This window comes from Paenibacillus phytorum, assembly GCF_013141715.1.
Classification (GTDB): domain Bacteria; phylum Bacillota; class Bacilli; order Paenibacillales; family NBRC-103111; genus Paenibacillus_E; species Paenibacillus_E phytorum.
In genome coordinates this window covers 1-12858 of record NZ_WHOA01000116.1, presented here as the reverse complement: position 1 = coordinate 12858, position 12858 = coordinate 1, and the positions used below count along the sequence as shown (strand labels likewise).

The window sequence follows — 12858 nt, the reverse complement described above, 5'->3', positions numbered from 1 at the left end:
ACCATCATAGCATGCAAGGCGTCTTAAAGAAATATAACACCGACTATGCCGCTTAATATACCAAGCGCTACTACTGAAACGATAACAAACAGAATGACTTTCTTAGGAAATGATTTCGAAATCATTAGCAGAGAAGGCAAACTGATGGAAGGCAGCGTAAGCAATAATGCAGCTGCGGGACCTGTCCCAAGGCCAAAGGTCATTAAAGATTGGATAATCGGTATCTCAGCCGCTGTAGGGATTACGAATAGCATACCTGCAATAGCAAAACCAATAATAAGAAGAATACTATTTCCGGCAGTTTCCCCGACTGCAGGAAATAACCAGGCTCTGCTTGCTCCTAATAAAAGTACCGCGATGATGTAGGCTGGAACAATATGAAGAATCATCGACCAAATACTTTTCAACCATCTTTTTATGAATGAGCCAGATTGTTCTTCTGTTATTTCCTCAGGTTTAACAGTTAGATTCTCTGGAAGTTTCGTTTTTCCAGCAAAAAGGTTGGCGTAATAGCTTACACCAAAGGTTAATATTAAACCAAATACAAGTCGGATTAAGGTGAACTTCCAAGACAAAACAAAGGTCATAAACACCAAGGTTGCCGGGTTAATGGTCGGGTTTCCAAGCCAAAAAGCTAGGCTTGCGCCTACGGATACATTCTTTTTACGTAATCCTACTGCAAGAGGCGCTGCGCAGCATGTGCACATCATACCTGGTATGGAGGAAAATCCTCCGATTAAAGTACTTTTGAAAGAAGTTTTACCAAGCATCTTAAGAAGCCATGTAGAGGGTAGAAGTACCTGTAACAATGAACCAAGGATAATGCCTAGTAGTGCTGCCTTCCAAACTGATTTGTAGTAAGTCAGCGCATAGTCCCATGCAGCTTGCCAAGAAGGAGCGGGGGCTGTCGGATTCTTACCAGAAATTATGGACGACCCTATAGAATGTTTAGTCGCAGCATCGAATGCTTTATGATAGTAAGGCCACCATTTCACGTAAGTTAAGCCAACAATAGCGATTATTAAAAAAATGATAACATATAGTACAACCCTTTTATTGATTGGTTCTACGTGAGGTGATGAATTACTGGTATGTGTCATTATATTCTCCAGACATTAGATTTTGACAAGTTAAATAGGTTATCATTATAACATATCCAAAAAATGAGAATGACACATATTTTTTGGATACGAGTCGCTGGCGTAATTTAAAGGAGCGAAACCCCATTGTTTCAAGATATCACCATAGAAGAGTTGCTATCCCTTAGAGACAAGAAAGAGATTGTGATGATAGACGTTCGTTCACCCTCGGAGTATCAGGACTCTACAATTCCAGGAAGCCTTAATATCCCATTATTTGATGATGTCGAACGTGCAGAAATTGGTACCAACTATAAGCAAGTTAGTGTTCAGGTCGCCAAGGATAGAGGGCTTGAAATCGTGTCGGCAAAATTGCCGGCTTTTGTAAAGACTTTTGAGCAGATTAAGGAGAAAAAGGCGGTTTTCTGTTGGCGCGGCGGAATGCGTAGTAAAACGACTGCGACAGTTCTATCGTTAATGGGCATCCGGACTTATCGCTTAACAGGAGGCTTTCGTGCCTATCGTAAATGGGTAGTCGATACACTGGAGAAGATGGATTTCAAACCTCGGGTATGTGTAATTTCTGGTAATACCGGAGCTGGAAAAACTGCTATTCTAAGGCACCTCCAGAGAGATGGATACCCGGTTTTGGACTTAGAAGCAATGGCTGGGCATCGGGGATCCATTTTCGGTCATGTCGGGCTTCAAGCAAACAATCAGAAAACATTCGAAGCACTTCTTCTCACTAACCTTCTGAAAATGGAGGATGCACCCTATATTCTGATAGAGGGAGAAAGCAAACGAATTGGAAAAGCAGTCATTCCTGAGTTCATTGTTAGCAAAAAGGATTCCGGTACACAACTTTTTATTGAAATGCCAATTGATGAACGTGCTCGTCATATTATTGAGGATTACCGACCTTGGGAAAACAAGCAAGAATTGCTTCAAGCTTATAGTCATATAAAGGATCGAATCCACACCCCGATCGCCAAAAGTATCGAAATAGCTCTTAAGGAAGAACAATTTGAGCATGCTGTTTGCCTCTTGTTAGAGCACTACTATGATCCACGCTATGAACATGCTATGAATAAATACGAACAAGAAATAATTAATATTAAAGCAAATACGATCAAAGATGCCGTTAAGGCTGTAAAGGAATATTTAATATCAGTAGAAGCAGAGTGTTTAAAGGTTTAAATGAAATGTATTTTCAATTGATGCGTTGATTGCGGATATAACGAACTGATATGCTCGAACATTTATTATGACCCTCTATGTTGTCATAACGGATGTTGGAGCTCTTTGTTGTTCGTAACGTTGCAACTGCTGCTCCCCAGATATGCCTAGCTTCCCATCCACGTTGTCCCCTTTATCCACTAAAAGCACTTTTGCGCTATACATACTCGTGGCAGCGGAACCGCCGCCAATTGCCCCTACATCGCATATTTCTCACCATCAAATATGGGTTATAACAAGAATAAAATAAAGATGCACACAGGTTGTGGATAACATGTTGATAAAACAGATTATTTTGTGAATAAATTGTAAGGGTTCTGTGGATAAGGGGCGACTGAATGTGGATAAATGGCTGAATCGGAAAAGTATTGGCTCAGGCCTGTGTTTAATCGTAATACCTCAGGACACCATGTCCTGAAAGTGATAATGGTCAATGTGCATATCCAGCCATCTTCTATGAAGAGAAGCTTCTCTTCCAAAGTAATGCAGCTCCTGCTTAGTCGAAAGCATAACAGCTTCGCAAACGGAGGTACGTTCGGCAAGCAGTGCAAGCCCTTCTTCGATGCCGAGTGTACACAGTGTTCTTGCCCACACTTGGCACTCAACCATATCTTGGCCAGTAACGGTGCACTGCACGATATCGCTGCCTGGGGTGGGCGTTGTATCCTCAAATGGACTATAAGTGGACAGGGAGCCCTCCGGCATGGCGATGGCGCCCAGTTTGGCGTTCGCGTTCCAAGGGTTTTGAATGCCAATGACCCAAGGGTCAAGATTCGTAGAGTCGCGTCCCCATACCGTGATATCCCCTCCGGCTAAGATGAGGCCTTGATCGAGCGACATGCTCTTCTGCATATATTCAGCTAGCCGTTTAATGGACCAGCTTTTTTCTATCCCTCTTAAATTGATGTTTGAATGACTGGGAAGCTTGATTGATTTCAAAGCCGGATATATTTCCCACTCTAATGAGGCAGAAGCTTTTCCAGGGCCCATTGACGTCCCTTTTTGTAGGAGAGGGTTATAGTTCCCCGCGGTTATTTTTTGATATGCCTCAGCTAGAAAAAGCACCTCTAACATCGTAGTAGAAACCATACAATTTTCACCGGCTAATGTATTCAGAAGCCTGATTTCACTGTCGGCGAGATAAGGGCTGAAACGCTTTTCCACACTTCGAAACCAATCGATAGCCAGCTTCTTAATGAGAGTACTTTCTTTCTCTTCGCAGTGGAGCAGCATCTCGATATTAGACTCCATAGTTTGTAAATGAAACGGATGCAAGTACTGTGTGATACGCTCCATAAGGTTTTCCTCATTTCTTTCGTGTCCTGAAGTTTATGAACCTATTATAGAAGCGTTAACTGAGATTCAATTGATAATTAGCTGAAAGATTACTGAAAAATCAAGCCAGGCGCTGAACTAGAAAGCTGCGATCTGGCTTATTCAGCAATGTCTCAGAATGCTTTCAAGAAACGCTCAGTGTGCATTCAGCTGGAATTCAGCAGAAGTGGGTAAAGTTGTACCTGTAAACGAGGGACACGGATGACGATCCCATCGCCGAAATGATAAAGGGGAGTGCTAGAGAAGATGAATACACCAAAAAGCAAAAAAGTCGATTATATCCTCGTAGCAATAGCATTATTAGCGGGTTTTCTGAACATGTTTAACATTTGGCAGGACCACACAGTGAATGGGTATTACACCGCGGCTGTAACAAGTATGCTGCAAAGCTTTCATAACTTTTTCTTTGCTTCCTTCGATCCGGCCGGATATGTGACGGTGGATAAGCCGCCGATGACATTTTGGATTCAGACGATAAGCGCGTATGTATTCGGGGTGCATGGTTGGAGTGTGATTTTGCCTCAAGCGTTGGCGGGTGTTGGATCAGTGCTGTTGATGTACATCCTTATTAAACCTACGTTTGGCAAAATGTCAGCCCGATTGGCCAGTCTCGCCTTTGTTTGTACCCCGATCGCCGCGGCGGTTAGCCGTACGAATAATGTGGACAGTATGCTGGTTTTCACGCTTGTACTAGCCACATGGATGCTGTTTCGCGGTATTCGCGGCAATAAGTGGGGTTGGGTTGTAGCGGCTTTTGGCATGATTGGTGTGGCTTTTAATATGAAAATGCTTCAAGCCTACATGGTCATTCCTGCTTTCTATTTGTTCTACTTATTTGCAAGTAAAGTGAATTGGAAAAGCAAGCTAAAGGTGCTTACAGGCGCTTCAGCAGCACTTATCGCCTTATCGTTATCATGGGCAGTCATCGTAGATTCGATCCCGGCGGACAAACGTCCTTATATGGGAAGCAGTCAGACGAACTCTGTGCTGGAGCTTGCCTTTGGCTATAACGGTGTATCCCGTTTGACGGGTAATCAAGGACCAGGTGGGGGCGGAGATGGCGCGAGACGGGACGGCGGTCAAATGCAGCAAGGAGACGGCGGCACACAAGACGGAACGAATGCTGCAAGTGACGATAATGTAACTCAAGATGGCAGCAGAACGGATGGTTCCGGTGTGATTCAGGACGGTCAAGGCGGTCCCGGAGGCTTCCCAGATGGCGGTGGACAGGGCGGGGCTCCAAGTGGTAAAGCCGGTGGCGGTGGTGCATTCAATACCGGAACGGCAGGGCCTCTGCGATTGTTCCAATCGGCACTTTCCGGTCAAATTAGTTGGCTCATTCCTTTCGCAGCTTTTGGCGTTCTCGCGCTATTAGTAGGGATTCGCAGAAAAAAACCGATGACTGCCAAACAGTTTGAAACTTTATTCTGGTTAGCATGGCTGCTCCCAGCAGCGGCGTTCTTCAGTGTTGCAGGCTTTTTCCATCAGTACTATTTGATTATGTTGGCCGCGCCAATCTCGGCTTTGGTGGGAGCTGGTTGGACCGAGCTTTGGAACCTTTACCGGGAGAGATCCGGTTGGAAAATGTGGCTGTTACCCGCAGCAATCGCGGTGACGACAGCCTTCGAACTGTACATTATCACGCCATATAATGGCCAAATTGGCGCTGGATGGGCAATTGGTGTAGGCGCTGCCGGAGCGGCTGCAGCGCTGATCCTTGTGCTTGCTTCTAAGAAAGAGAAGCTTGCTCATACGGCAGCTATTCTCGGATTGTTGACCTTGCTTGCAGCGCCGCTGTATTGGACTGCGACACCGCTCCTTTATGGTGGAAACAGCATGCTTCCTGAAGCTGGACCGAGTTTGAAGCAAAGCTCAGGAATGGGCGGTTCCCGCATGGGGGGATCGAGCGAAGTAAATACGAAATTGTTAGATTACGTGACCAATAACAACACAGGGGAGACATATTTGTTCGCTGTCTCTAGAGCGACAGAAGCTTCTTCTTATATTATAAAAACCGGCAAAGCGGTGATGGCGATGGGCGGATTCTCAGGCTCTGACCCGATTCTCACGGTAGATAAGCTGAAAGAAATGGTTCAAAACAAAGAAATTAAATACTTCCTGATTTCTTCTGGCGGTTTTGGTGGCGGCGGCGGTACCAGCTCGGAATTAACGACTTGGATCAAAGAGCACAGTACCGAGGTTCCGAAGAGTGAGTACCAGTCGGAGACTGCTCAAACACAGCAAGGTGAGCAAGATCAAGTCTCAACGCAAGATGGGCAAGCCCAAACTCAGCAAACAGATGGTGGCATGAGTGACAGCCGAGATGGTCAAGATGGTCGGTACGGACAAGACAGACCTATGGGTGGTGGTATGAATGGCTCCGGAACGCTCTACGAAATCAATGTTGATTCCCTATAATTCAAGCAAAAATGAAGGAGGAAACACTATGACTGAGTATGTACGATATTCTGTTGTCATTCCTGTGTTCAATGAAGAAGCTGTTATTCAAGAAACATACCAGCACTTGAAGCAAGTGATGAACCGAACCGACGCTTCATATGAGCTGGTGTTCGTCAACGATGGAAGTCGCGACAATTCAGCCGCGATCATCCAAGGCTTCAGTGCAAAAGACGAACGCGTTAAACTCATTAATTTCTCCCGGAACTTCGGTCATCAAATCGCGATTACAGCGGGTATGGATTATGCAAGTGGAGATGCGGTTGTCGTCATTGACGCCGATCTCCAAGATCCGCCCGAGCTCATTCCGGAGATGATTGCGAAGTGGAAAGAAGGCTATGACGTAGTCTACGCCAAGCGTACAGAGCGCAAGGGTGAGACCTTCTTCAAGAAGCAGACGGCGCATTTGTTCTACCGCATCTTGCAGGCGTCTACGGATATTGTCATCCCTGTGGATACAGGCGATTTCCGCCTCATGGACCGCAAGGTTTGCGACGAAATGAGCCGGTTAACGGAGAAAAACCGCTTCGTCCGCGGCCTTGTTTCCTGGGTCGGTTTTCGCCAAACAGCCGTCGAATATGTGCGAGATGAGCGCGCTGCTGGGGAAACCAAGTACCCATTAAAGAAAATGCTCAAGCTGTCCATGGACGGTATTACTTCTTTTTCGATCAAACCATTAAAGTTGGCTACCTATCTCGGAGGTGCGCTTTCTGTTTCAGGTCTAGCTTACTTAATGGTCATCATTTATCTCAAACTATTCACAGTAAGCACTGTGGCTGGCTGGAACGGAATTGCCATTATGCAGCTCTTCTTCAGCGGCTTTATCCTGATCATTCTTGGCCTAGTCGGTGAATACATTGGACGCATTTACGATGAATCCAAAGGCCGCCCTTTATATATCGTTCGCGATTGTCACGGCATGAAGAAAAAAGAACGAAGAATCAAGAGAATCGTATGAACAGACTCGTGATGCAATGGATGAAGTACGGGCTGGTTGGAGCGGTGAATACAAGCATTGATTTCGCTGTGTTTACGCTCCTCACCCTCTGGGGTTGGCCGCATCTGCTGGCACAGGGAATTTCGTTTACAAGCGGGGTGCTGAACAGCTATTTCATGAATCGGTCGTGGACCTTTCAGGCGAGCGGTGATAACAAGCACCAATTTCTTAAGTTCATAAGCCTGAGCGCCGTTTTGATGCTGATGACTTCGGGGTTGCTAATCAGTTTTGCTGAGCATCTGGGTTGGCCTCTTTGGATTAGTAAGCTCGCTGCGACAGGATCAGGTGTTGTTTTCAACTATATAGGAAGCCGCAAGTGGGTATTCACACCTTCAATAACAATGGAAAAAGGAGTGGTATAAGATGAAAATTAAAAAAGCCGTCATACCAGCAGCAGGTCTTGGTACAAGAATATTACCAGCAACGAAAGCACAGCCAAAAGAAATGCTGCCCATTGTTGATAAGCCGGCCATCCAATATATTGTCGAAGAGGCTGTACAGGCCGGAATTGAAAGCATCTTGATCGTTACAGGTCGCAATAAAAAGTCCATTGAAGACCATTTTGATAAGTCGGTCGAACTGGAGCAGACGCTTTTTGAGAAAGAGAAGTTGGAGCTGCTGAGCGAAATTCAAAGCATTTCGAACATGGCTAATATCCATTATATTCGCCAAAAGGAGCCGCTTGGGCTGGGTCATGCCATTCTTTGTGCCGAGCCTTTTATCGGGGACGAACCTTTCGCTGTACTGCTTGGGGATGACATTATGCATTCCGAGACTTCCGCTTTGCTGGAGATGATGCAGGTTTTTGAAGCAACGAACAAGCAGGTTGTCGGTGTGCAGCAAGTTCCGCAAGCTGACGTGAGCAAATACGGAATTATCGCGGCAGACGCCCAACATAATCGTACGTACCATGTTAGCGACTTGGTGGAAAAGCCTTCACCGACTAAAGCGCCATCGAACATGGCGATTATGGGCAGGTATATTTTGAAACCATCTATATTCGAAGTGCTGCAAACAATTGAACGAGGAGCGGGGAACGAGTATCAGCTGACGGACGCTCTGCGCAAGATGTGTCTGCAGGAAGGGCTGATGGCGCTTGAACTCAAGGGAGATCGCTACGATATTGGGGATAAATTCGGTTATATGAAGGCGATTGTGGAGCTGGGGCTTCAAAGAGAGGAGCTTCGCCCGCAACTGCTGGCGTATCTGGATATTCTTTTGCAAAAAGAATTGGGGAAGGAGAAGCTGCGCAAGCGAGTTGTGTAACGAATAGGCGTGGATAAAAAGTCGGGTCCGCTCAGGGTCCGGCTTATTCGTTTGGAAGTCGAACATTCAGCAACCTTTCAGCAACCGCTCAGATTGCTTTTAGGGAGGATATGGGATACTGACTGTAGAAAACGTGTACAATGAACTTCGGGGGGATTAAAACTATGCGCCAATTAAAAGGTATCAAAATTCTGCTTGTCGATGATGAGCCTCATATTCTAGAATTTCTGGAGTTAGGTTTGACGAATGAAGGGTTTGAAGTGATGACGGCACAGGACGGGATTAGTGCGATCACAGCATGCAATAAGTTTCAGCCGCATATCGCTATTCTGGATGTGATGATGCCGGGGATGGACGGATTCGAAGTTTGTCGAATGATTAAGAAGACAGAAAATGTCGCAGTTATCATGCTGACGGCTAAGGATGAAGTCGATGACAGGGTCAAGGGACTTACGCTTGGGGCCGATGATTATATGATTAAGCCGTTCAGCTTTGAGGAGTTGCTTGCCCGTATCTATGCGCGAATTCGCAATCATTTCCCGAACTTGTTCGGTGAAGTGATCATTGGACCGCTTCGCATGGATGATCGACGTAAAGAGATTAGCTTGAATGATAAGGTTTTGGAGCTATCCCCAACGGAATACGAACTGCTCAAATTTATGTCGATTAACCACGGACTTGTGTTAAGCAAATCGATGATTCTTGATAAAGTATGGGGCTATGACTTCGGTGGCGAAGAGAACATCGTCGAGGTGTACATTCGCTCCTTACGCGATAAGCTAGGCGATAAAGAACATAAGCTGATCCGCACGATTCGCGGCGCCGGGTATCGGATGGATTTAACATGAAAAGGCGGGGCCGGTTTGCCGAGCATTTTGTTACCGGTTCGCTGAAATTCCAGTTACTCTCGCGGTCTTTATTGGTGATGTCTGTGTTGTTGCTGCTGATTGGTGTATTCCAATATATTTTCATGCAGCAATTTCTGTATAAGAACAAGGCGGAAACGATTCGCAACCAGCTTGCGACGTTACCTCCCAATACGTGGCAGCGAGCAGGGGAATCTCCGGATCGCGGCCAGAATCCTTTTATGTCCAGACGAGACATTAACGGTGGTAACCGTTCGGACAATACGGGAGGAGAGTTTCCCCGAATTTTCGTTCCTGATTTATCCATTGCTTTGATCGATAGTGAAGGGACTTACAAGCAGTTGTCTTCAGAAAATGTAACATCCCCTCTGCAGCTAACGAAGGAAGAATATCAGGAAGTATTGAAATCGAAAGAGAAGCTGATCTACCGAATCGTGAAGGATAAGGATGGCAATGAACAGTTGATTGTCTTTCATCAAATTCGTGAGAGATCCCAAGGCGTACAAGGACTTATTCAGGCGAGTACGAGCACAGCACCGATCAAAGATTTGCTGCTCCGTCAGTTGTTCACCTTTCTACTATTGTCCATGACAGCATTGGTTGTAGGGCTGCTTGGATTTCTGCCCGTGTTAAGGCGGACGTTGGTGCCACTTTCTAATATGGTGGATACGGTGAAACAAATCGATTCAGGTAATCTGGGTGAGCGGTTCCCTGCGCATCAGGGGCAGGTGGAGATTGACCGGTTATCGACTTCTTTCAATAGTATGCTAGAGCGATTGGAGTTTTCTTTTGAGGCGGAAAAAGAGGCAAAAGAGCAAATGCGCCGCTTCGCTGCGGATGCCTCGCACGAGCTTCGTACACCGCTGACCTCCATTCATGGCTTTCTGGAAGTGCTGCTTCGCGGAGCGTATCAACAACCGGAGCAACTGCTGAAGGCGCTGAAGAGCATGCACGGCGAATCCGTGCGTATTAATAAGCTAGTTGAAGACCTCCTGCTGCTTGCTCGGTTAGATCGCACGCCATCTTTTCAGAAATCGGAAGGGCTGCTCGATGAGATGCTGCATGAGATGGAGCCCCAGCTTCGTCTACTGGCAGGAGACAGAAAAGTTACTTTTACACTGGAGTCCCAGATCCGTTGTCTGTATGATCCAGATAAAATTAAGCAGGTCATACTCAACTTGTTTCACAACGCAGTTCAGCATACGCATCCGTTGACCGGTGAACTAGGGCTTTCGTTAGCAAAGACAGACGCAGGTGTGGAAATAGCTGTTCATGACAATGGGCCAGGTATTGCACCTGAACATCTCCCACATTTGTTTGATCGGTTCTACCGTATCGATTCCTCAAGGGCGAGAAGGAGCGGTGGTGCAGGTTTGGGATTATCCATTACCCGTTCCATTGTGGAGCTGCATGGGGGAACGATTGAGGTTCATAGCACTGTAGGTGAAGGCAGTACATTTAAAGTGCTGCTGCTTCCATAGAATGAGAGGGGCCTTATCTCGACTTGATGTCGGGGTGGGGCTTTTTTTATAGGATGTTTTTAGCTGGAGTAATGCTCACGCAGTTAAGAATTATGGTCTTCAGAAGCTTCTATTTCTACAGAAAGAGGCTAATGGTGGGAAATAGGAGTCTCCAGTGACTCTTATTTGGAGCTGAACACGGCGTGTGTGGATTATTCCGCGCAAATAAGAGCCTTCAGAAGCTTCTATTTCGCCAAAAAGTGGCTAATGGTGGGAAATAGGAGTCTCCAGAGACTCTTATTTGGTGCTGAACACGGCGAGTGTGGATTATTCCGCGCAAATAAGAGCCCCCAGAAGCTTCTATTTCGCCAAAAGGTGGATAATGGTGGGAAATAAGAGTCTCCAGAGACTCTTATTTGGTGCCGAACACGGAGTGTGTGGATTATTCCGCGCAAATAAGAGCCTCCAGAAGCTTCTATTTTGCTAAAAGGTGGCTAATGGTGGGAAATAAGAGTCTCCAGAGACTCTTATTTGGTGCCGAACACAGCGTGTGTGGATTATTCCGCGCAAATAAGAGCCTCCAGAAGCTTCTATTTCGCTAAAAGGTGGCTAATGGTGGGGGATAAGAGTCTCCAGAGACTCTTATTTGGTTTCGGGGTAAGCGAAGTTAGCTGCTCGATGATACCAAGCCAAACTACATCTGCGAGCCGCCTTATAGGTGTTTTCCTCTTCAGCCAATCCTCAGAAATCTCTCAACCAATCTTCAGTTTACACTCAGATGAGATTCAGGTTAGGCGTCTATACTTGGTTTTGTAAGGAAGAAACAAAAAATATAAAGAAAAAGGTGGAAACAAATTATGAAAAACATCGGCAGAAAAATTCTTACAGGTTCATTGGTAGCTTCTTTTGTACTCGGAGTTGGTTTTGTTGGAGCCTTACATAATCAAGCATTTGCAGATACGGTAACAGGCACGTCAACGAGCACATCAACTCAAAATGCAGGACCAGGAGGCAAAGGTCGTGGAGATTTCGGAGATCGCGGTGGCTTCAAGGGTGTAAATGTGGTTAAAGAAACAGCGACAATCCTGGGCGTTGAGGAAAGCGTCGTACAAGACGCTTTGAAAGCGGACAAAACATTGGCTGCATTTGCAGAGGAAAAAGGACTTGCGAAAGCAGACTTTTTGCAAAAGCTAGTCGCAGCAGAGACCGCTTCGATTACAGCTGATGTAACAGCGGGCAAAATAACACAAGCGCAAGCAGACACGATTCTTAAAGGTCTAACTGATCAATTGACGAAGCGTATTGAAGCGAACGGGTTCAAAGGCGGATTCCCTGGCGGAGAAGGCGGTCGCGGTGGCATGGGCAAAGGTCACGGTGGCATGGGCAAAGGTCACGGTGGCAATCTGGTAGAGCAAACAGCAACAATTCTTAGCGTGGAGCAAAGTGTTGTGCAGGATGCGTTGAAAGCTGGCAAAACATTATCGGCTTTTGCAGTTGAAAAAGGTTTAACGGAAGCAGACTATGTAGCTAAGCTAGTTGCAGCAGAAACCACTTCTATCAACGCTGAAGTTACAGCTGGTAAACTAACGCAAGCGCAAGCAGACCAAATGTTGTCGGGCTTGTCTGACCGATTGACGAAACAAGTGCAAAGCACGCGTCCTGAGGGCGGTCGGGATGGAAGAGGCGGCGGTCATGGCGGCCCAGGTGGTGGGCTATTCGGGAACCCTGAAGTGTTGACACAAATTCTGGGCATCACGCAAGATGAGCTGAGAACAGAACTGGAAGCGGGTAAATCGATCTTGGATGTTGCTACAGCTAAAGGCATCAGTGAAGATGATCTCGTTAGCAAAATCAAAGACGGAATGACGGATTCCATTAAGAAGCATGTTGAGCAAAAAGGCACTGATCGTAAGCGTCCAGCAGGCACACCGTCTGCGAATACAACAACACCAACTGCAACGAGCTAAAAATGAATTGGAGGAAGCTGCTCGCTATGCGGGCGGCTTTTTTGCCGTGTGAGTACGCATATGATTTCTCTCCAAATAAGATAGCAAATGAGTCCGAACTCCGCGCTGTAATGATGATTTTGCTCTTCTGTCAAGAAAGTGGACACCACTTAGCTAAGCTACACTCTCGTAGTACAACTGTTCAAATTGCAATGG

11 protein-coding genes are annotated in these 12858 nt (G+C 46.2%); 8 read left to right on the top strand and 3 right to left on the bottom strand.

Features of this window, described 5'->3' with window-relative positions:
- Positions 1-23: 23 nt before the first annotated feature.
- On the bottom strand, positions 24-1100 hold the full coding sequence (locus tag GC098_RS17310) for a permease (protein ID WP_171644374.1): 1077 nt from the start codon (positions 1098-1100) through the stop codon (positions 24-26).
- 126 nt (positions 1101-1226) lie between these two features.
- Here GC098_RS17310 and mnmH point away from each other — a divergent pair, with 126 nt between their 5' ends.
- On the top strand, positions 1227-2276 hold the full coding sequence (mnmH, locus tag GC098_RS17305; protein ID WP_171644373.1) for a tRNA 2-selenouridine(34) synthase MnmH: 1050 nt from the start codon (positions 1227-1229) through the stop codon (positions 2274-2276).
- 75 nt (positions 2277-2351) lie between these two features.
- Here mnmH and GC098_RS40845 read toward each other — a convergent pair whose 3' ends face one another.
- Entirely contained in the window at positions 2352-2480 is a 129-nt protein-coding gene (locus tag GC098_RS40845) for a hypothetical protein (RefSeq protein ID WP_281367085.1), read from the bottom strand.
- 234 nt (positions 2481-2714) lie between these two features.
- Positions 2715-3611 carry an FAD:protein FMN transferase gene (locus GC098_RS17300; RefSeq protein WP_171644372.1) on the bottom strand — a complete coding sequence of 299 codons (897 nt, stop codon included), beginning with the start codon at positions 3609-3611 and terminating at the stop codon, positions 2715-2717.
- A 285-nt stretch (positions 3612-3896) separates the two neighbouring features.
- Here GC098_RS17300 and GC098_RS17295 point away from each other — a divergent pair, with 285 nt between their 5' ends.
- From GC098_RS17295 to GC098_RS17265, 7 genes are all read left to right on the top strand, one after another.
- Entirely contained in the window at positions 3897-6068 is a 2172-nt protein-coding gene (locus tag GC098_RS17295; RefSeq protein ID WP_171644371.1) for an ArnT family glycosyltransferase, read from the top strand.
- A gap of 28 nt (positions 6069-6096) precedes the next feature.
- The gene (locus tag GC098_RS17290; RefSeq protein ID WP_171644370.1) at positions 6097-7065 is read left to right on the top strand and encodes a glycosyltransferase family 2 protein; all 969 of its coding nucleotides are present in this window, start codon (positions 6097-6099) and stop codon (positions 7063-7065) included.
- A complete protein-coding gene (locus GC098_RS17285; protein WP_171644369.1) occupies positions 7062-7466 on the top strand; it encodes a GtrA family protein in 405 nt (134 codons plus the stop codon). The genes GC098_RS17290 and GC098_RS17285 overlap by 4 nt, the downstream gene beginning before the upstream one ends.
- Position 7467: 1 nt before the next feature.
- Positions 7468-8370 carry a UTP--glucose-1-phosphate uridylyltransferase GalU gene (gene galU, locus GC098_RS17280; RefSeq protein WP_171644368.1) on the top strand — a complete coding sequence of 301 codons (903 nt, stop codon included), beginning with the start codon at positions 7468-7470 and terminating at the stop codon, positions 8368-8370.
- A 164-nt stretch (positions 8371-8534) separates the two neighbouring features.
- The gene (locus GC098_RS17275; RefSeq protein WP_171644367.1) at positions 8535-9218 is read left to right on the top strand and encodes a response regulator transcription factor; all 684 of its coding nucleotides are present in this window, start codon (positions 8535-8537) and stop codon (positions 9216-9218) included.
- The gene (locus GC098_RS17270; RefSeq protein ID WP_171644366.1) at positions 9215-10717 is read left to right on the top strand and encodes a sensor histidine kinase; all 1503 of its coding nucleotides are present in this window, start codon (positions 9215-9217) and stop codon (positions 10715-10717) included. The genes GC098_RS17275 and GC098_RS17270 overlap by 4 nt, the downstream gene beginning before the upstream one ends.
- 836 nt (positions 10718-11553) lie before the next feature.
- On the top strand, positions 11554-12663 hold the full coding sequence (locus GC098_RS17265; RefSeq protein WP_171644365.1) for a hypothetical protein: 1110 nt from the start codon (positions 11554-11556) through the stop codon (positions 12661-12663).
- The last annotated feature ends 195 nt before the right edge of the window (positions 12664-12858 follow it).